General features: G+C 53.1%; 11 protein-coding genes and 1 pseudogene. 7 read left to right on the top strand and 5 right to left on the bottom strand.

Translation table 11 applies throughout. The features are described from left to right. Window positions 1-563: transposase (locus tag H5P30_RS13570; protein ID WP_185691332.1), on the bottom strand; the 563-nt coding region annotated here is incomplete at its 3' end. Window positions 564-654: 91 nt separating this feature from the next. Here H5P30_RS13570 and H5P30_RS13565 point away from each other — a divergent pair. The 3 genes from H5P30_RS13565 to H5P30_RS13555 all read left to right on the top strand — a co-directional run bounded on the left by H5P30_RS13565 (window position 655) and on the right by H5P30_RS13555 (window position 5,583). Then, window positions 655-2,781: a WD40/YVTN/BNR-like repeat-containing protein gene (locus H5P30_RS13565; protein ID WP_185693470.1), complete on the top strand. Its 2,127-nt coding sequence runs from the start codon at window positions 655-657 to the stop codon at window positions 2,779-2,781. Window positions 2,782-2,803: 22 nt separating this feature from the next. Further along, entirely contained in the window at window positions 2,804-3,967 is a 1,164-nt protein-coding gene (locus H5P30_RS13560; protein WP_185693469.1) for a polysaccharide deacetylase family protein, read from the top strand. A 365-nt stretch (window positions 3,968-4,332) separates the two neighbouring features. Further along, on the top strand, window positions 4,333-5,583 hold the full coding sequence (locus tag H5P30_RS13555; RefSeq protein ID WP_185693468.1) for a hypothetical protein: 1,251 nt from the start codon (window positions 4,333-4,335) through the stop codon (window positions 5,581-5,583). 265 nt (window positions 5,584-5,848) lie between these two features. On the opposite strand, the gene H5P30_RS13550 is transcribed toward H5P30_RS13555, so the two are convergent. Both H5P30_RS13550 and H5P30_RS13540 read right to left on the bottom strand, forming a co-directional pair. Beyond that, window positions 5,849-7,009, bottom strand: a complete 1,161-nt coding sequence (locus H5P30_RS13550) for an IS91 family transposase (protein ID WP_185693467.1) — start codon at window positions 7,007-7,009, stop codon at window positions 5,849-5,851. A gap of 2 nt (window positions 7,010-7,011) precedes the next feature. Beyond that, a pseudogene (locus H5P30_RS13540) lies at window positions 7,012-7,938 on the bottom strand (site-specific integrase). A 573-nt stretch (window positions 7,939-8,511) separates the two neighbouring features. On the opposite strand from H5P30_RS13540, the gene H5P30_RS13535 reads away from it, so the two are divergent. The 4 genes from H5P30_RS13535 (at window position 8,512) to H5P30_RS13520 (ending at window position 18,725) form a co-directional block, all read left to right on the top strand. Further along, window positions 8,512-10,281: a polysaccharide deacetylase family protein gene (locus H5P30_RS13535; protein WP_185693465.1), complete on the top strand. Its 1,770-nt coding sequence runs from the start codon at window positions 8,512-8,514 to the stop codon at window positions 10,279-10,281. A gap of 73 nt (window positions 10,282-10,354) precedes the next feature. Next, entirely contained in the window at window positions 10,355-14,422 is a 4,068-nt protein-coding gene (locus H5P30_RS13530; RefSeq protein WP_185693464.1) for a sugar-binding protein, read from the top strand. Between the two features lie 116 nt (window positions 14,423-14,538). Next, window positions 14,539-18,009: a hypothetical protein gene (locus H5P30_RS13525; protein WP_185693463.1), complete on the top strand. Its 3,471-nt coding sequence runs from the start codon at window positions 14,539-14,541 to the stop codon at window positions 18,007-18,009. Next, on the top strand, window positions 17,985-18,725 hold the full coding sequence (locus H5P30_RS13520; protein ID WP_185693462.1) for a hypothetical protein: 741 nt from the start codon (window positions 17,985-17,987) through the stop codon (window positions 18,723-18,725). The genes H5P30_RS13525 and H5P30_RS13520 overlap by 25 nt, the downstream gene beginning before the upstream one ends. 723 nt (window positions 18,726-19,448) lie before the next feature. Here H5P30_RS13520 and H5P30_RS13515 read toward each other — a convergent pair. Together H5P30_RS13515 and H5P30_RS13510 are read right to left on the bottom strand one after the other, a co-directional pair. Further along, window positions 19,449-20,717, bottom strand: a complete 1,269-nt coding sequence (locus H5P30_RS13515; protein ID WP_185693461.1) for a sulfatase-like hydrolase/transferase — start codon at window positions 20,715-20,717, stop codon at window positions 19,449-19,451. An 83-nt stretch (window positions 20,718-20,800) separates the two neighbouring features. After that, window positions 20,801-22,144, bottom strand: coding sequence for a glycosyl hydrolase family 28 protein (locus H5P30_RS13510; protein WP_185693460.1), 1,344 nt, complete (start codon window positions 22,142-22,144; stop codon window positions 20,801-20,803). Between the last annotated feature and the right edge of the window lie 135 nt (window positions 22,145-22,279).

Below are 22,279 nucleotides of genomic sequence, written 5' to 3'. Positions count from 1 at the left end.
GAGAGCTCCTTTTCGCTGCGACCGGGCCTGACCTCGAAGACCCGATTGTTGCCGAGGTCGCAGAAGGTGGTGCAAAAGCGGTTCTTTTTGCCCAGGGTATGCTCGTCGATTCCGAGCATCCGGGGGCAATCCCGGTTGGAACGTTTGCGCACCTCCAGCTCGGTGTGCTGGTGATAAATCCGTTCGACCGTAGCCTGCCCGATTCGCTCCCTCTTGGCCAAAGTGCTCGCGCAGATCCCGTCTTCGTGGCGCTGGTGGACTTCCTTGCGAAAGAGCTCCGAGCTCTGGCGATAAGGACGGATGCCCGGAAGCGTGGGAAGGAAACTCCGCTTGCACCTCCAGCACCAGAAACGGCGGGTGTGCACCAACAAAAAAGTTGAACGAACATAACCACTTCGATGACGCACCTTCCGAAGATAACGGCCCTTACTGCGCGGCCCCGGGGCCGCGCAGTAAGGGCATCTCTCAGGCTCCCTCTCCAGAACCGCCTCCAACTCGTCCAAATCCGATTTGCATCGCTGCGAGATCACTTCGTAGCCTGCTATTCCTGTTAGGTTATTCATTGGGGACATGATGGTCTTTGCCCCTCATGTCCCCAAACTTTGAGGAAGACCGGCAATCTATCTCATTGCCATTATCCCGAGCCAAGCCGAAGTGCCGCTCAGTCCAGATGAAAATGGAGTTGTTGGCAATGTCTTCAACCCGACCGAGAATCTGTCAGAATACGGAAACTGGCGCTCCAGCAAAATCGGTGGAGGTGGATATCTCCTCAACGTCATTCCGAACCGGGTCGATCCTGATCGCCTCTACGCTCACAGCGACGTCGGTGGTATCTTCCGCTCTGATGACGGCGGTCGCAATTGGTACATGATCCATATCAATTACCACCCTCAAAGTCTGGACTGTGTTCGCGATCTGCTCGTGGATCCCGAGAACCCCGACTTCCTCATCGCCGCTGTCGGCGATCAATGGATGCCGCAGCAAGGCCTTTTCAAGAGCACGGATGGAGGCCAAAGCTGGAAGATAGTTCTCAACACCCAAGTGTATGGGAATGGCTCCAATCGCAGCACGGGACGGATTCTCCAACGTTCTCCGTCCGACGAAAACCTGATCTATGCAGCACCGGGATTGGACGGGGTCTTCGTAAGCTCGGATGCCGGCGAGAGCTGGGTTGATCTCGGACTCGAAAAAATCTACGTCAACGATCTAAAAATTGATCGTCACAATCCCAATCGCCTTTTCATCTGTGCCGAGTCACGTAAGATTTCGAACAAGACATCTTGGAAAGGAAAACGCCAATACCATGAACTACAGGGTGGTTTTTACCGTTCCGAAGATGCCGGATTTAACTGGGAGAAACTCTCGGAAGATTCTCCGATCGAGATCGTTCAAAGCCCTTGGGATAATCAGGTTTGGTACGGCATCTTTGATGGTATTCAAATCATCTCAAGCTCGGACTTTGGTGAATCTTGGAAGGGCGCATCCGAAGGTCTGCCCACCTCCACGGAGAAACAATCCCCTACTTCCAGCCGTAGCTACAAGACCATAGGTGCCGGTCCCGATTTTCTTCTCGTCGGAAACGGTAGTGGTGGCTTCTTCATCAAAAAGGCGGTTGATTCACCTTGGCGGGAGATTAAATCGGAAAGAATCCAAGGAGACTGGTTCGCACGGACCCGCCCCGACCAGTGGGATAAATTCGGTCGGGCCACCGCCTCAATCGTAGTGGATCCACTGGATCCCGAACATTGGTTTTTCAGCGACTACTACGCGATCTACCAGTCTTGGAATGCCGGGAAAACTTGGACCCTGACCATCGACGGAATTGAAAACACCGTCATCCACACCGTCGTTCAGGCTCCACAAAACCCAAACATCGTTCACATGGGTATGGCTGATAACGGCTACTTCCGCTCGATCGATGCTGCTAGCTCCTTTTCCCACGCCGAGGGCACATCCGACAACTGTAAGGCCGTCGCAGTGGCCCCCTCGTCACCCGATACCGTCTACATCCTTGCTCCCCGCTACCACGGTTGGTACGCCGACACCCTCTATGTGAGCCTCGATGGAGGTGAGAAATTTCACAAATCGCCGATGACCCATATACCAAAAGGTGACGAGAAGTGGCGTATCAACTCCCTCACAGTCGACGCCCACAATGCCCGACAGGTCTATGTCGGTGTCAGTGGTCCGGTTGAATCGGGCAAAGGTGGAGTATGGCGCAGCACAGACATGGGCAAAACTTGGACTTGGGATAGCCGAGGACTACCAGAAGGAGGATCGTTTTTCCAAAGTTCAATCTGGGACACGGGCTTTCAGCTAGCCCGGAGCCCAAATGGATCCATGGTTGCGGTGAAAAACAACGCGGTGTATTTCCGAGACTCTGACGGCGACGAATGGGAACGATCCTCGATCCAGCTCTCCGGTCGAAAGTTTATGCAAGTGCTGAGCGCTCTAGACCAAGAAGGCGTCTATCTGCTTTCCGAAGAATACGGAGGACTGCACCAAAGTCGCGACAACGGAAGGACTTGGACGAAGATTCTGGACCGTGGCATCCACTCCGTCTCGGTCGACCATAATGACTCCCAACGCATCGCTGTCGCTCTTGACGAAGCTGGCGGTATCCTCATCACCGGGAACGGCGGACAAGACTGGCACCCAGTCGACGACCACCTGCCCCAACGCCAGCGGCTCAAGATGGCATTTGCCGGAGGCCGACTCGTAGTAGGCACCCCAGGGAACGGAGTCTTTTACCTTCCACTCAACACGATGACGCAAAACTAATTTTCTCATATTAACTGCACCTATGAATACAAACTTAAAATATATCTTATCTTTAATTCTCCTGATCTCCTGCAACGGTAGTCTCTCTGCCAAGAATTCACCCAATCTTCTTCGATACGGATCATGCGATGAAGGTAAAAAAGGTTGGTACTCCTGGACTGGCTCCGGATCCATCGAGGTTGAAACCGACCCTGAGGGACTTAACTCCGGCAAGGGCGTCAAGATAATCGCCAAAGGCGATCCAGTTAAAGGTAGCGTCTCGATGCCCTTCAACTACCGTGGTAAAGTCATCGTATCAGGCTATGCCCTTTCCACCACCGAAACATCGTCCAAAGTTTCATTGCAATGCTTTGATTCCAATTCAAAGACCATCGCCTGGATCGATATCGCGTTCCTGAAAACTCCGGGAAAGAAGACCCTCTTCAGCAAAACCGTAGTCATTCCGGAAAATGCAGCGAAGACTAACCTTGCAGTCAACGTTACCTCCGCAGGCAGTGTGCGCGTCGACGACTTGAAAGTCACGCCGGCCAATCTCCTCGAGGAGACTTCCTCCATCGAAGTGCCAACGGTCAATGAAGTGACCATTCAGCGCATCAAATCCGTTGAAACCGATCAGCCACTGATCGCCCTCACTTTCGACGATGGCCCCAATGACCTAAGCCCCGATTACCTCGACCTCTTCGCCCAAGAAGGCATCAAAGCCACCTTTTTCTGTAAAGGAAATAGCGTGGCTTCGCGGCCTGAGATCGCCAGGCGCATCGTCAACGAGGGACACGAGGTCGGAAATCACTCCTACAGTCATCCCCGCTTCAATCAGATCAGCGATGCGGAAGCTTACAAGCAAGTAATTGACACCCAAGCAATCATCGAAGAGACCACCGGAACGACTGCGACTCTCTTTCGTGCGCCCTACATTCTATACACCCCAAAGCTAATGGAAATTCTCCAGGCAACCGGGCTCCAACCAATCGACTGTTCAGTCGGTGTGAGCGACTGGCATGAAGACACTACTGTCGAGCTTATCATTGAGCGCGCAACCACTGACAAAACGAAAGCTGGCACGATTATTCTGATGCACGATTGGTCGCCCAAGAGCCTCGAAGCCCTCCCCACCGTGATCGAAACTCTCCGGGAGCGGGGTTACCGATTCGTCACCGTATCGGAGCTTCTCGCCGCCGCAAATTAGGTCAAAAGAACTACTCGATCGTTTCGCCGATCAAAAAAGGAAAACGCTAAAGCGAAATGCGAGGAAACTAACCATTGAGGAATGACGTTTTTCTGCCTCAGATAACGAGCGTCCCTAGCATCGCAGGTTCTAATCCCAGCCGCACTCTTCCTTTCATTCGAGAATAGTTCCTCGGCCCCCGTTCTATATACCCGTCTCCATCCTCTCACTCCCCCTCAACTCCAATGACCGAACGATTCGAGAACTACCCGTAATCCACGCAACTCCCTCCCCGGGGTCGCCTCGTTTCTGCAAACCCACCTTCAAACATGTCGCACGCTCCACCACGAAAACAAATATCTCCCGAAAATCGCGGAGGATTCACGATGGTCATTGCCCTCAGCCTGATGGCTTTCATTCTTCTGATTCTGATCAGTCTGACAGCCTTCATCTCCGTTGAGAACCGCCACTCGGTTGCTGTAAGAACGACTCTAAAGGCGAGGCAGAACGCTCAACTCAGTTTGATTCTCGCCGTCGGCGAATTACAGAAATACGCTGGGGAAGATCAACGGGCCACCGCACGGGCCGATATCTCTTCCGCCAACTCTGCCAATCCATTCTGGACGGGAATATGGAATTCCAATAACGCCTCCCAATCCCCTGCTTGGCTCGTTAGTGGCAACGAAAGCCTCTCACCCAGCGATCCCAATTACCAAAAACCTTCCCTGGCATTACCGGACCCGACTCCCCCTTATGACACCATATGGCTCATAGACCACAGTGTGAATGATCCTGCCGATCGTGTCAAAGTACCGACCGTCGACATCCAGGACAGTAATGGCAACTCGACCGGAAAGATCGCCTACTGGGTCGGCGATGAAGGTATCAAAGCCAAGTTCAACATTGACTCTGAATACAACACGCCAACCAGCAGCCAAAGCGGTTCCCCGACCACGCTCACCTACCAATTCGGCATCAACGAAATGGATACACAATTTTCGTCGCTCAACATCGAGGAGGACCCCCGAACCGGACGAGCCATATCACTGAGCGACATCTCCCTCTTGGCCAACGACACGACCATCGCCCAAATATACCGACACGATCTCACTGCCTATAACCAAGGGCTGCTAACTGATGTGCTCCATGGAGGTTTAAAAAAAGACCTGACCTTTGCCTTTGAGAATAACTCCATATATCAAATCGCATTCGGTGCCAATGCGAACGATCCAAAACGATTTTTGATCGATAATCTGAAAGACCCAGACGGTAACTTCACCGGTCCCAACTGGGACATCCTCAGAGATTACTATAATCTCTATAAGGATGTTAGCAATAATCGCATCGAGATCCGCCGGCCCGCCCCTGATTTATATAGCCCGATCCGTTCAGAATATACACCTTACAATCAGGGCTATGTCGCTTGGAACGACAATGATATCTACCATCGTAACAATCCTCTGAATCCTGTCATATCACGTTTACAGCTCGACTTTGCTTTGAGAACGGTATCCGACTCAGACGACAAATTTGAAGTATTCTTGGATGTCCGTCCCTCTGTAGGACTATACAATCCATACAACAATAAACGTTCTAGCCGAGGTGAGGGACGAAGCTCGGACTTGAACGATGGTTGAACAAGCCGCTGAGCGCCTTTGGGCTAAGGGCGGCTAATGCGTTTTCTTTGGGGAGGGTTTTCCCTGGTTTTTCTCCCGGGCTGGTGCTGGCGGCTGGTTTTGGGGTGGTTTTCGAGGGATCGAGCGGCCCCGTGGCAGTGGCGAACGCTGCTCGATTGGCTTTTCGGGTCATTTTCTGTCGTACTTTCCAGATGGGCACAAGGGAGTCGGGGCTCCGGCGGGGTATCGACGGAGATCAACGGGGTGTGGCTGGTCATGAAAGAGTTCATGCGGCCACGGCGTAGAGGAAGTGTTCGCCCCGATGGGCTGGAGGGGCCCGGGGCATCTTCTTTATTTTGCGCATGGGGCATCCGCAGCGCGGACAGAGGATCTCCCTTTCGGGGATCGGTTCGGACTTTGGCTTTGGCGTCGGCTGAAGTCGCGCTTCGAGCAGGAGCTGAAGCCATTGCAGGCGGGCCTTGCCCCGGGCGTGGAGGAATCCGCGGTAGCGGATGCGGTGGAAGCGCTCGGGCAAGGCGTGGAGGAGGAATCGGCGGACGAACTCGACTCCGTCGAGTGATCTGCATTCATAGTCTCCCGTATCGCGGTTCTTGATACGGATACGGACGAGGTCTCCTTCTACGCCAAGGATACGATGACCGGAGATGACGCTGCGTCGGATATACTGCCCGAGATACTTGATCGCGTTCTCGCCGTTTCCGGCCCGTTCGAGGTCGGCGTTCCAGTTGGTTTTGACGAGCTTCCAGAACAGCTCCTTCCGGATCAGCCCTTGGGCATGGAGGGCGTTTGCCAAAAGGGTGCGCAAGCGGTTGGCCAGCGGCTGGGCGTGGAGGAGGAATTTCGGACTCTTCGGGTGCTTGAGCTTCCAGCGGTCATCCAGACCGACTGCCGGAACGACGTAGTGAACGTGCGGATGGAAGCGCATCTCTTGGGTCCAGCTCTGGTAGACGCCGAAAAAGCCGGCATGCTCGAAGCTGCATCCGCGTGCGGGGTCGGCCAGGAGTTCGTTCAGAGCCCGGGCACTGCAGCTCATCAGCAACTCCATGGCCTGACGGTTACCCAGCATCACGGGTCGCAGTTCCGACGGCAATGTGAAGGTGACCAGGTAGTAGGGAACTGGCAGGAGTTTGCCGAGTTGCTTGCGGACCCACACTTGGGTGTCGGCCGATCCGCAGCGAGGGCAGAGCCGATGATTGCAACTGTGGAAGGCGTGGTGCTCGTGTCCGCATCCGCAAGCATAGCGGTGCCCGCCCAGGGCCGGGGTGCGGCACTGGAGGATGGCCTGCAAGGCCTTACGCTGGTCCAGCGGGATTCGTCTGCCGTATCGCTCCCAGTAGGCCGGTGCGAAGCGTTCGATTACTCCGGCCACGGTAAGGGCGTGTGGCTCACTCTCCCGCGGGCAGCTCAGCTGCCCGATTCCCGACACCCTTAAGGTCGAAGGATCGGCGCGACCAACGCGTCTATGAAACCGATGGCCTCAACGTGGTTGATCGGAGTCAGGTGAGTGTAGACGGTGGTCGTCTCGATGTGGGCGTGCCCCAGGTAGGATTGTAGCTGGTGCAGCGGCACCCCGGCGGCGGCCAGATGGGTCGCGAAGCTGTGCCTCAGGTTATGGCAGGTCACCGCCTTGGTTATCCGTTCGGCCCGGGCCGCCGCCAGCAGACGCGTGCGCAGACTGTGCGGGTCTCCCGATTCACTACGTTCATTCCCCTACGGCGGGACTGTGAGCATCGGTTCGTCGGCCCGGCCCATCCGGTAAGCCGCTCCGGCCGAGTCGCCCCGTCCGCGTCCCACCGCGGGAAAGAGCCACTTCGGGTTCTTATGCCAGTGCCAGTAACGCCGGAGTTCTTCATAAACCGGAGTGCTCAGGATCGTGTAGCGGTCCTTACCGCCTTTGCCATCGCGCACGAACAACCGGTTGCCCGGCCCGTCGATATCGTCGACGGTCAAATGGATGCACTCGCGCACCCGCAGCCCGCTCGCGTAGATCAGCAATAGCGGCACCCGGTAGCGTAGCAGTGGGACCGCCGAGATCACCCGGGCCACTTCATCCGGGGTTAGCACCGTCGGCAGGGTCTCCCGGTCGCGAGCCTTGATTTGGTCCAGGCTCGCATACTCACGCCCCAGCATCCCCCGGTAAAAGTGCTTCGTCGCCGCCAAAAACTGACGGCAACTCTTCGGTGCCCACTTCCGGTCCCGCCGCAGATACACAAAGAAGCTCCGAAGATCCTCCTCAGCCAAGACCTCAGGATCCTTCCCGAAGTGATCCCCAATCAACCGGAGTGCACGATAATAACTCGAAGCGGTCCGGGGACGAAAATCCTCCAATTCCAAATACTCAGCAAAACGGAGCATTGACGCGTGCGCGTGCCATTGATACTCAACTGGACGTAGTTTTTTTATTATGCATAGGGTCGTCAGCTTAACCACTGGCGGCCCATTTTTCACCCTTTGATTCACTCCCCTCCAAAAAAAATCACATCCTGAAAAATTGCCGCGCAGCGGCTTCGTTCAACATTGCGCTCAAGGATAAGATGTATTCGATATACTTCGAACTGGATCCTGAAGTGGTAATCAGTGTAGCGGGAACAGACTACACGATCAAATTTAGTGATTCAGGTAACATGAGATCCTTATTCGAAAAAACGAGGCCATGGCAAACACGACATAAAGCTGACTCGGATTCTACTAACTGATAAAGTCAGGTATGATTTGTTCTTCTGACCTTACGGGGTCAAAGTAGTGTCGAAATACGGGTGCAGTTGATATCAGCGCAAAGGAGCAATCCGGCAACCCGTCTGCCCTACAATAATCGTTCAGCTTGTGTTTACGACCTGAGAAATCCGAAACAAAGTTAAATTGATCCAAAACATTACTCCAAAAACGACCCTTATGCGCACTACTTTGTATTTCCTGTTATTCGCAACCATGATTGCACGACCACTCATGGGTGCGCATCACGAGGCTCCACGCTTCGCAGACGGCAAAATTGTCCTTGATGCCGAACAATCCACGGGCGGGAAGATTCTAACGACTAGCGGCGGGAATCTGATCGGAGTCACCCTCGACCGATCCTGTGAAGACAATTTTGATCACAAAAAGAACGCCCGCATCGAATGGAAACTCGACGCCCCACTCCCTGCGGGTTGGTGGCACGGCGTGATCGAAAGCAATTTTTCAGGCGGCTACGTCAATCGTGATCTGAGCATCATGATGGTTGGTGGACGCAACCCCGACGTCCGTATCGCCCCAAACTATATCCATGCTGAAGAAGGTGAGCCACAACGCTTCGAGTTCTGGATACATACCTCGGAACCAACTGAGAGCATTCGTCTTGACCCGCAAGGCGACCTGTGGCGCTGGCAAAAAACCTGGCCGGTCAGCCGAATTACACTGGAGCAAGCCAACCCCACCGAACTGAAACCCAGCGATCCAATCACACTCGAATTGCCGGTCTCTGATGATGGTTCCGTCGATATACCTTTCCCTCTCCCCACCGGCAACTGGTTCGTTGGTGGCTACATGACGAAGCCGGGCGAGGCGGTGGTCGAAGGCACCGAAGGTCTGCCCATCCCGCTCTCGTACGAACTGGATCGCTGGAAAAAGAGGCGTGTTTACTCGGCCTCTTTCCATATTCGTTCGCCACTCAATCGCCTCGAAATTCTGACCAAAGACCTCTTTTCCTCAGTCATCATGCGCCACAAGGCAACACGTGACAAGAGCTACGACGTCGAAGGCGAACTCATGCAGACGGTCGATCCCACGCGCTCAGTCGTAGACACTCTGGAACTCCACGGCTCCCAGCTCTCTGGTGGAGCACCTACTTTCCCTGTTTTCCCTGAGGGCAAAGACAAGGTCGTCCTAACTTCATGGGACGACGGCAAGAGTTCTGATCTTCGCTGTGCAGAAATTCTGATAAAACACGGATATAGCCCAACGTTCATGCTGAACGGCAACTCCCCTGCCCTGAATTTTATGGATCAGCTGGAAGCGATGGGGGCCGAGATTGGTGTGCACGGCTACAGTCACACCGCGCTCAATACGCTGACCCCACAAGCAGCCCTTGAGAATATTACTGCGATGCGGTTACTCCTCGAGAATCGCTTGGGCCACCCGGTCATCGCTTTCTCTTACCCCAACGGCTATGCCCCCGGCCTGGATGAAGAAGGAGACTATGTCTATCGCGCCATGCAAGAATCTGGGCTGTGGATCGCCCGCACCCAGCTTACCCAACGGCAGACAATTGAGGATGTCGACGATTTGCTCCTCATGCGCTCGAACGGCCTATGGGGCAGCGGAAACAAGATGCTCGTCGCCGACTGGCCAGTATTCCTCGAGCAAGAAAACGCAGTCTTCTACCTAAAAGGCCACAGCTGGCAAATTGGAAACTCCGATGAACAATGGCAGAAATTCGATGACTTTGTCGCCCAATTTGCCGGACACCCCACCGCTTGGTATCCTTCCAACAACGAGTTTGCCCTCTGGATGTGGGCCAAAGAGAACATAGATATTTCCGTCGAGTCCAGCACACCCGACACCACGATTGTAAAACTCGAACGCCCATGGCTCAACCCATGGCTCGCTGAACGCTGCCCGATCAGCCTAGACCTCCCCGCCCACGTAACATCCGTCACTTGGCAAGGCAGTGAAATCCCAGTGACGGATGGCCGTGTTGAGCTTTCCTGGCCTCAACTATGAGTCGCCTTTTTGATCCAGCAACCGCGACATGGTTCAACCGACAAAAATCAATTCTACAACCTAACTCCATCTCTTGAAAAAGATCCACCACTTCTCTCTGTGCCTACTACTGCTTCTCTCCAGTAGTGCCATTTCGTACAGTGCAAAATCATCGACGACCGCATCGACTGCGGACGTCGATGACCTTGTCGTCTCTCAGGCACCCGAGGATGCTCTGGCAGACCCTGCCGATCTAGTCGTCTGGGATGAGCAGCGCTTCCCCCGGTTTGCCAAAGGTTCTGTGGCCGACGCTGACTCGTGGCTGAACGACGGCAAACCCGCCGGAGCTCACGGCGCTTTGCTGACCAATGAGAATGGTAATTTGGAATTCGAAGATGGAACCCCCGTTCGTTTCTGGGGCACGACGCTGGCTTATGGCGCGAGTTTTCCCGAAAATGACAAGCAGATCGAGGTGATCGCGGACTCAATCGCAGCAAACGGTTACAACGTCGTCCGTTTCCACCACAACGACCACATTTGGACGAGCGTCAGCTTCCTCAAATCCGGAAGCGTTTTCGAATTAGATCCCGAACGGATCGCGATCATCGACAAGCTAATGAAGGCCTTCATTGATCGAGGAATCTACATTTATCTAGATCTGATCGATCAACGCGGATGGACCGAAGAAATCGGTATAGAGGACTGGGAAGAGCTGGCAAAGAAGGATAACTATGGCTGGAAAGGAGTATTTCCGATGCCAGTCATGGTGGAGGCATGGAAACGAGCCACCTCTGAACTCATTAATCACGTTAATCCATATACAGGAAAAAGCTTAGCCGAAGACCCCGCCGTCATCTGTATCGAGATCATTAATGAGAACGGCCCTTTCTGGGATTGGGCCTTCAAAACACCCCCATCGGTGCAGGAATGGTTTGATGCCGCCTGGAATGCATGGCTTCTGGAACGCTATGGTGACCGGGAGAATCTGGCAGAAGTATGGACGGACGCTTCAGGCACATCCGGACTCTTCGACAATGAAGATCCGGCCAAAGGGAACGTTTACCGCCCTCAGCTCCAAGTTCTCAATAATTGGAAGCGCTCCTACCGCTCCAAGGCACGGGGCGCAGCACGCTATAACGACCTCATCGCATTTTACCGCGAAATTTCGACCGAGTTCTACCTAGAGGCTAGCGAGTATCTGCGGGAAAGCGGCTTCGAAGGCCAAATCATCGGCAGCCATGAACTTCGAGGCCCTCAGAATCAACTCGCCGAAATCGAAGGCACCAACTCGATCTCTGTCCACCTCTATGGAGGGGATCAAATCGCATTCTCTGCACGCCCAGGCAACTCCGGGATCACGGTTGATGGGGTCGATGTCAGCACCAAGAACTGGTTTACGAACATGGCCCGTATTAACGTCGATGGCTACCCCGGCTGGAACAATGAATGGACTGCTGGCGGGCTGGCCTACCGCGCCGACGCCCACCTCGCCATCGCTGCGATGATGGGATTCCAAGGCATTGACGGCAGCGTGCATTTCACCTGGAGCCAACTCTGGGGCGGAGAGCGCATGCCGAACAAAGACATCACTTACAATTGGATCGAGTGGAGAAAAAAGTTCCATAAATCCTTCACCACTTTACACGATTCTCCTTCCATGGCAATCCACCGAATCGCCGCAGCCATCATGCGACGGAGCGACATTCCACCAGCCCGCTACACCGCGCAGATCGCCCACTCGGCTGAAGATGTCGCAGAGCAAAATCTCCACGCAGTCGGACTCGAGGGGGGCGGCGGCACCATTGGCAATGCGGCGCAATTCCTCCCCATGCTCCACCGCACCGAAACGACATTCTTCGACGAAACCTACGGAGGCGATGCAGATGTGGTCTTTAGCACAGGACGCACCGCCAGCGGGAACTACAGCCAAGCGCGTCACGCCGTTATCCTCGGTGATAACCCTTGGAATGACCGCTACCACAAGAAAAGAGACCTCGCTGCCCCGGCACGTGAACTGCATCCCGAACTCGTCACTCAGAACTTGGACACTCCGACCACGTTCACCCTCAATTTTGGCTATGAGGCGCCACTCGAGGTAACCTTTAAAACACTCGAAGCCGCCATCGAAGTAAGCTCTCTGCCTGATGGGGCTACACCGATCGGCCTTAGTGCAGATAGACGCCACACGCTTGGTTGGTGCGACGACCAATTCCTAGTTTTCCCAGCTGCTGGCCAGTTCGACCGCCTAGGGAAAGATCCCCGCTGGCTCTTCCGGTTCTACCTTACTGCGGCAAAACGTTGGGACATTGATCTCGGCCCCAACAGCATGGATACCGCAACCTATTATAGCGATAACGGAGCCCTGCAAACCGATTGGGGAACCGGAACGCTTCTAATCAACAGCCCACGGACCCAGGCCATCTCAGGCTATCCCGGACTGCGGCCTACCAATGCTACTGATAATCTAGCGACCCAGTTAGATCGCCCCTATGGAACAATCGCTCTCACCAGCACCGACGGTGCGCCCATTGCCAAGTCCAAGCGTATGCTGATGGTCGCTGCCGGAAGAATACAGAATACAGGCACAGTCTACACCACCGGAGACGACAATGTCGTGCGCATAACAAAAGTCGGCAGTGCGCCCATCCTCATCGAAGGGCTGCACGGTCGCGTAGCACTGACTAATCTCGAGCGAAATGATCTCAACGTCTACGCCCTCGACGTCGAAGGCAGACGAATCGGCGAGGTGCCCGTGGAGCGCAGAAATGGACAAATCATATTCTCCCTCAATCCAGGCTTGAGCACCCTTTGGTTTGAAATCGCGGCACCCTCCATAAGTGCTCCCACCTCCGACAATGTCAGCAACTGGCCAGCACCATTCGTCCCGACACCCGAAGCCACAGATCCGCCACGCCTAAGTGTGGCAGAATACACGGCACTCCTTTCCAAGAAAACAAACACTGAAGTCGAAGAGGAAAATGCTGACACTAATCCCGATGGCTATCGGATCGAGCTTACCTATCCCAGTGAATTTAAGTCCTATCAGGCCTACGGAAATTTGACAGCAACCTCAGCAAGGCACGATAAAGAAGATGTGGTCGATCTCGTCTTCGGCCAACACACACAAGAATGGCATGCAGGTGCTTGGTTTGAAACCCAATCACTTCCCGGTCTGAAACCTGAAGACTGCAAAGCAATTAGCTTCTACTTCAAGGGAGATGGCACCTTACCTCGCGACTGCCATGTGACCATCACCTGGACCGATAATGAAGGCAAAAATCATAAGGCCAAATCACGTAACCTGAATACGATGTTCGAGGATCCTGAATGGCGAGAAATCCAACTCACCGCCAGCGACTTTCCCGATCAGGAGGTCGATTTCTCCCGCATTCAGCGCCTCGAGTTCACCGTGGTTTCCAATCTTATCACAAACCGACACAACGCCCGGATCGGCGGCTTCCAACTACTGACCAATACCAACACCGAGAAGGCGAAGATGATCGAGAACCTCTCGGAGCGGATGCCCACGGCACAGCAACCAACGACCGGAAAAATAGTCCTCCCGCTCCACAGCGATGTCAAAATCACTACCGACGGTGACCCAAGCGAAACTGCGTGGAATCAAAGCACCAGCCTCTCGGTCGATGAAGACAACGTCCCCTCTTGGCAAAACATCGGCAGCGTATTGGTTACCGGCAACCGCAAAGGGGAAGAGAAAGCAGATATTTGGATGCTCGCGACGCCCCAAGGCCTAGCACTGTATATCGCCGTGGATAAAAACGGTGCCCCCATCGTCAATGAAGGCGAGAAATGGTATGAAGGCGATTGTATCGAACTATTCATCGACAAGAACAACAGCAAAACCAAGCCCAGCAAACAGCTGTTTTTCGCTTACAAACGCCCGGGCATCAACAGAGCCACCAGCCTGACAAATTCCGCAAGTCTCGGGCGCATGCGCACCCCCGAAGGCTACACGATGGAAATCCTCATCCCCTGGGGGGAACTCGGAATCAAACCGCAACCAGGCACCACCTTCGGCATAGATTTTCAAATCAGTTTCGGTGATGCATCCGGTCGCTATCTTCAATACAGCTACGCCACCGGAACAAATGAGACATGGTTTTCCAGCTCACGCTATCTCGAAGTCACCTTGGCTGAATAGCCTGAACGCAACTGAGTGCCAGCTGGAACCGAAGATAATATACACTTAACCCTAACGAGGTAAATTTGATGCTCCCACTAGACTCCATAACCAATCAGCAGAAACCCATTCTCTCAGTGAACCCGAAGCTCAAAGCAACCAAACGAACCGGATTCGCGCTCATCATTTCCCTGAGCTTGATGTCTTTTGTCCTGCTCATTCTCCTGAGCATTTCCACGCTCGTCTCAGTCGAAACAAGCCGGAGCAACGACCTAATTCTCGCGGAGCAAAATGCCCGTCTGGGTGCGACAATTGCCCTCGGAGAGCTTCAAAAGTATACCGGCCCCGATCAACGCACAACCGCACTTGCAAATATCGATGCAAACTTGCTTAATACAACCGATACCAGTGGACATTGGGTAGGCAGCTATCGGAATGGAGCCACCGCGGATTACCAACAGGTTCCCAGTTCCGCAGCAACGGCCATCATCGCCGCTTCTGACAGAAAGGGCAGCCAAGCCAAGCTAACCAATTGGCTAATCAGTGGCAATGAAGGTCAGGGCAATACCTCCGCTACTCCGACAAATCTTCCTTTCGATCCGACCGATACCGTCACAAATCTAACGGCGGCAACAGCTTTTTCCACGGACATCACCATCGCGAATCAACCTGCACGCTTACTCGTGGGCCCCAATACGGTGGGCAACGCCCCTATCGATTATGTAGCAGCACCTTTGAAGGAAATCAGTGGCAGCAGCCCAACCAACCTTGGGGGCTACGCATGGTGGGTCGGAGACGAGGGAAGCAAGGCACGAGTAAACCTCCTGATGCCAACCACACTGGAGGATTCAGCCAATGCATTTGTCACATCGCCTCGAGCTGCCATCGAACTCATGGATGCTGACAACATGTCCGATAGCACCACGCTTTCGGACGATGATATGCTCGAGAAGATCATTAGCACTTCAGCCTATGATCCCAGCGATGAAAGACTACTCAGAATCACGACGACCGAACAGCTACCCCGACTCAGCACAGCGATCGCCGATGATGCCAAAATCTCGAAAATGATCGGATATCGCCATCACGATATTTCGGCATACTCCGAAGGGATACCTACAGACACCTATGCTGGGGGGTTGAAACAAGACCTCTCCGCTCTGCTGGCCACCGGGGCCACTACCCCACTGAATACTGATCGACTGTTTCAAGTGGAAGCCAACACAGGAGACTCAGTCGACCCCGACTTCGGCGTTCCCACTTGGGGGCAACTGCGCAGTTTTGCCCAAACCACTGCAGGCACCGAACTCACACCCCGTCTTCCAACTAAAACCCAAAGCGGAATCTCACCCGTACTCACTTACCTTTCCCTCGGTTTTCAGTATGTTGTCTCTCCAAGCGGCACCGACATCCATCTTGCAATATTTCCCACCGTCACACTCTGGAACCCATATACTGTACCAATTGCGGCAGCCCGGTACGAAGTCGGATTCCAGCGTCGATACAGCTCGAAGGCGTGGCTTCAGCTTCAAGAGGCCGACCCTACTGGAGACCCAAATTTTCCATGGATCGTTAAGGAAACCAGAAGCTTGAATCGGGCAGGTGCAACCAGAAGTGGCCCCGGCAGCACCGGAAGTTACGACAGCTATTTCCGCTTTGTAGTAGAAACCCAAACCATTGGACCGGGGGAGAGCATAATCTACAGCCTGCAAGGTTCTGAAAATAACAAGCTTTTCAATGCCCCTGCCAACGGAGAACCTCAGAATGTCCTGACCGAAGGCTTCAATCCGGCTGGACACGTCCTAATGCCATCCATTTCGCAGAAAAGCCCGACGAGTGATGGGAGCACCGAATATCGTGTAGCCATAAACCGATCCAATGGAGCTGCGGATAAGACAATCTCGGCTGATATAACCTATTCCTACATAGACAGCACAAACATGAATCAAGGGGAGATCTGCGCCTATCTGGGCGAGGTCGTTGAAACTGAACCCATCGGCTTCGATCCGACAACTGGCGATAAGCGCTGGTATCAAAGTTTCACACGTGCCTACTCAGGGACAGACCCTGGCTATAGTTCGGGTTCTGGCTTGGCGCAAGGACCAGCACCGTTGAGCACCGCAACCATTCCGGCCTTTGCACAAACGTTTAAAGCTGCTTTTGCCAAATCAAGCATGCGTTGGTTAGCACAAGGTAACCCTCGGGCATTTATGGTGCTACGCCACCCAAGAGATGCTGAATTCAATACTGGCGATGGGATGGATAGTACGACTCCTGGCTATACAGCATCTTCCACGAACAATGATTGGCCGCAATACATTGTCGGCAACAACGAAGATGCATCCTCAGGATATACTCTGGACGCCAATGGGGCCGGAGAGACTATACAATCAACTTTATTTGAATTCCGCCCTGACACACAACCACTACTCAGCGTGGGCCAGCTACAGCACGCAAACTTAGGCTTTGCCAATGGGCACCCGGCCTATGCGATTGGCAACAGTCTTGCTGACTTTCGAATTAAAAACGAAGATGATGTGCTTTATCTGGCCACACCGGGTGGGACTGTTCCTACGTCTCTGATTAAAACTTACTACGATTATTCGTGGAACTTAAATCGCGCGATCTGGGACCGTTATTTCGTCTCTACCGTTCCTCATTCTGGAACCGGAAAGTCCACAGACGATGCAAATACAGTCATTCCTAACCAACTCCCAAACCCACGCATCAGCGTAAATGATGGATACACAGGAGATGAACTCAAAGATGCAACCCTTTCCGCAAAGCACCTCAATATAAAAGGCGCTTTCAATATCAACTCCACATCCGAACAGGCTTGGCGAGCCATTCTGGGTGGCATCAATAAGTTGGCCTACGACCCCATCGACAAAACTGCATCCGCAACTCGACTGCAATCCGCTCTGGCCCGCTTTTCCAATCCAACTCTCGCACCCAATACCGACAGCGATACGTGGCAGGGCTATCGCCAGCTGGACGAAGAACAGATTGCACAGCTAGCCAATAACATCGTAACTGAAATCCGCAACCGTGGACCATTCATCTCAATGGCAGACTTCATCAATCGTCGCCTGGTTGACAACCCAGATACTCAGTATCCTGACGGCTCTCAAATGGATGAACGCCTCAAGGGTACACTTCAGGCGGCACTGGATCGCACTACTAGTGGCGCACTTGCGGCAAATCCAGATACAGCATTACACTTGGACGACACTCCAAGTTACAGTGGACAATTCTATAACATAGACGCCATGCGTGGTGGACCAACATCAGTGGCACCCTACAGCTCTAAATCTGCCTTTGCACCACAGTATCTAACACAAGCCGATATCCTCTCTGCAATTGGTTCTACTCTCTCTGCACGATCAGACACCTTCACAATTCGCTCTTACGGGGAGGTCATAAACCCCACGACAAAGGCGATCGACGGCCGTGCATGGTGCGAAATTGTCGTGCAGCGCACTGCAGAATACGTAGACAATGCCAACCCTCCCGAAACTCATCCCTCACTGGCCAGTAACCTAAACCAAACCTTTGGCCGAAAATATAAAATCGTCTCACTCCGATGGCTTACTCCCGAAGAAATCTAATCAAGTTACTCACCTGCGTAACGCTCGCAGTCCTCAGCTCAAGCAACCTCGAGGCTCAGCGAGAAGATTCCGCCAAAACGTTCCGCACCTTAGGAGTACGTCGCGCGGCTCCGCAGCTCTTTTACAAAAATGGCAGTGAAGAGATCCGGCTCTTCGCCGGAGATTCTGCGCTATCTGGTCTCTACGAAGCACCACCTTCAGGCAAATTGACACTGTATTGCTACATGCCCGCAGAAGATCCTGACCTCCCACCGGTCAAAGTCGACCTCGCAGAAACAGAGTTGAAAACTCCAGGTGAAAGCTTGGTATTGGTAGCCACGATGTCGAGCAAGGCGGAGTCTGGACCACCCGTGATCCGAGTGCGTACCGTTGATGCATCTGTCGAGAAGCATCCGCTTAACACAGCTCGCGTCTTCAACTTTTCCAATCGAAAAATAGCGTCAAAAGTGGCTGAAGAGTTTGCTGAAATTCCGTCGGGAGGTGAATACATTTTCGACTACCCAACTGGAAGTAAAATGTGGGTAAAGATCGCCGCATTCGAGGGAAGCGAAACAGGATGGAAACTTCGAAATGGAGGACCGAAAGCGATCATACCTGGAACGCGCTCGCTTATCGTGCTATCCGACGCATACCCATCCGAGGAAGATCCGTACGGCGAGCGCATCAATCTTCGCAATGTGATCGACAGCAAACCACCACCTCCGATCACCCCTTAGAAGGCGAGAATACCCTCGTATCACTAACTAAGCTCCTCGATGAGCGAGACGCTGGACCGGTAAAACAAGATGCCTCTCCCCCCCTACCTGGATCAATCCTTACGCAATGCCGAGACAGCGTTAGCAACAACCTTAATCGAAGTTCATCTCGGCCGAGCTACCCAAATCTCTCGCCCACGGGGTCAGAAACACTGTACCACGGTTTTGAAGTTTCGAAAAGTCGTCCAGCGCTAGCCCAAGCTGCCTAGACTGGGGCTAGATCTTTTCCACTAAATCACGAGATCGGAATCCCGTTGTTCTCAGTTGGGATGATTAGGCCGCTCGCTGAACTTGCTGATTCGAATCACCCGCAGGCCATTTCCCGCAAGTCCCGGTGCATCCTGCATTCCACAACGAATAATACCGAATTCGCAAAGGTTTAATAGTTATCGCGAGATGGGGGAACAAGCCTGAGCAAGGCGCCTCGATTGGAGGCGGGTCGAGACCCGTGCCAATCGGGGTAACGCGGCTCAGGCTTGTTCCCCGCCCGTCCCAAAGGGATGCGCCTGAAAGCAAGGTTCGCGGCGTTACAGGCTTCGGAACGTATCTCGATACGCATCGGAAGCCTGAGCCTTGCGCTGCCTCGATTTCGGGCTGTCATAACTGTAAAACATTTGCGAATTCGGGATAACACTCGTCAGAGATGCGTCCATGAAGACTTTCACGTAAAATAAGGCATAGAGTTCAGTCGTGGCCTATTTGCCCGAATATTTCATTCAACCGCGCGCGCGCCTCTTCACTCTCAGGGGTTTTCGTAACCACCGGCACCATTACAGGTAAATTCCGACAATCGAAAAGTTGACCATCACTGTTCAATCGCCACTCCCCATCAAAAACAGATTCATTGCTACCAATTCCTTGGTGCACCCATTGACGAGAGGCTTCCTGCCCAGAGCCGCCACGTATCTGATTCGCGATACTGAAGCCGCCCAAATGAAACTCTTCCGGTATGGGAATTCCCGCGAGATCTGCTAGGGTCGGAAAGACATCCACGATATCGACCAAAACGTCCAGAGTTTCCCCTTCCGGAATCGAACTCGGCCCCCAAACTATGAAGGGAACATGTGTGCCACCTTCGGTCAGACTCCATTTCCCGTCGACCACCGAACCATCTACCGTCCTACGAACCGACTCGGCTTGCGTCCCATTGTCTCCAATGAAAAAGACGTAGGTATTTTCACGGATTCCAAGTGCCTCAATCGTATCGAGAAGCTGTCCAACCTCTTGATCCAGGTAGCTCACCATCGTCGCGAGCGAAGCTTCATTCCCTGAAGCCAAATCTGAAGGCGTCGGCACAATAGGAACATGGGGCAATACCATGTTATGAACGATTAAGAATGGCTTCTCTACCTGACTACACAGGGCCATCGACTCTTCAACATAGTCACGCATTAGATCCGGGCCGAATTGATGCTCCACGCCGGTCACGACGATGCCGTCATGATTATAGTACGGCTGGTAGTATCGGCTGGTTTTCGTCTTACCATCCCAGATCTGCCAGACATACCAGGAGTCAAAGCCAGCAGAGCGGATATGTTCTGGGTGTTCAGTCAACGTTGCCAGCTGCCATTTGCCCGTCACCGAGGTTGCATAGCCGTGATCACGGAACAACTGCGCAAAGGTAGAAAACCGGTCAAAGTCCACCTGATCTCCAGTGCCCTTATGCACCTCCAACACATTGGTCTGCCCATGATCCGAGGTGTACAAACCTGTGTGAAGACTCACGCGGCTGGGAGTACAGACCGGACTCGTGTATGCACGGTCCATGAGTATCCCCTCAGCTGCCATTCGGTCGATTTCAGGCGTTTCAAAGTCTAACGCCCCATAAGCTCCGATGGTCTCATAACCGAGATCATCTACGAATATGATCAGTATATTCGGCTGCGATTCGTCGGCGGCCAAAGATTTCAACCCTGCCAAAATCGCCAAAGCCAATATCGCTAGCATCTTCATAGGAAATCTCTTCCTCCTCCGCAGTAAGCCCAAATCACCGCGTCAAGATCCTCGTCATCCGGATTCGCGCTATTTTCTGGGCACTATTGAACTAGCACTGCGGAAGCACTTTCCAAGAGAGTTATCCCTTCAGAATATCTCATCGTGATTTCCAATTCATCAATATGCTGAATCGGAACGCCGTTGATGCAGACATTCTCGAAAGTAACATTCTCGATCAGATGCTCGGCATCCCAACCACCCATAATGGAAATCGTGTATCCTTCATTATGCGAGGGGCGCCACCAATTGATATTCCGTAGCGTCACATTGCGGATATGACCGCGCTCGTCATCACTGCTGAAGCGTGATTTCGAAATGCGAAAATCAATAAATTTATCCCAGCAATGCTCGATCCTGATATCTTCGAACAACACATTCTCGATGATCGCCCGGTCATTATTATGAAGGGAGAAGACAGCGCCTTGGCCGTGCACACTGATGACATCAATGTTGCGAAAAGTCACATTGGATACTCGCTCAACGGAGAGTTCATGCCCGATCTCCATGGCATTCCCAGAATGGTCATTCACAAGGGTGCAATTCTCCACTAAAATCTCATCGGGACAAACTCTCAAATCTGCACACAGATCCGGGCACGGACGCTTCATATTAAACGCCTTCACCACCACACAGTCGTCGTTATTACGCAGGAAGCAGTCATGGATATGCACATACTTGGAGCCGACAACATCGATCCCATCCGTGCACATAATCTCCCCGATCTGCTTTACATTGCAGATTTCGACATGCTCACAAGCGCCCGGAACAATCATCCACCCACTCGGATAGATCATCGTAATATCACGAATCAATACATGCTTGCAGCGTTCAAAGAAAATGGAGGGCACATCCTCACCTTCATAATAGCTACCATCAAAGATTCCAAACCCGCGGATGGTCACCTCACTCTTCCCTTGTGTGCTGATACGGCCTTTAAAGACGGCACCGCCTTCAATGTAGAGCGTTTGCCCGGATTCCATATTCAAGCACCCAACGTCGTAACTATGACCGCCTTTAAAGAATAATACATCAGGATCCCCCTCCTGCGGAGGATTCTCTTCAGGCGCGTTGGCCCAGATATACAGAGGGCGACGACCCGGAATTTCCATACTGAGCTTTTTAGCCGCTTGAATGGTCAGACTCACTTTTTGATCTTCCTGCACTTCTGCGCGAATGCCCACTCTGAGGGGACGAATGACAGGCGTATCCCCCCCACCATCGAGCACGGTAACGACCACCTCGGCAACGCCCTGTGTGGCATCATAGACAAAGAGTGCAAAATCGGCGGCATCGGTGCGCAAGACTTCCACCGGCAGGCCATTTACTTCCAAATGGAAATCAGTGGAAAAGCGACAAGAACGTGGGTGTGTAAATGTTTGAATCATAACTAAAGGGATGGCATAAAGATAACCGTGCATCTAACGTATTAATAAATGCTAGATGATAGCTAACTGAGTAAAATGGGGAAGACGCTCATTACTTTATCAATTAGGCAACCCTGCGAACGAGTCAATTTACTG

Origin of the sequence: Puniceicoccus vermicola, assembly GCF_014230055.1 — a bacterium.
GTDB lineage: Bacteria > Verrucomicrobiota > Verrucomicrobiia > Opitutales > Puniceicoccaceae > Puniceicoccus > Puniceicoccus vermicola.
This window is presented reverse-complemented; position numbering and strand designations above follow the sequence as displayed.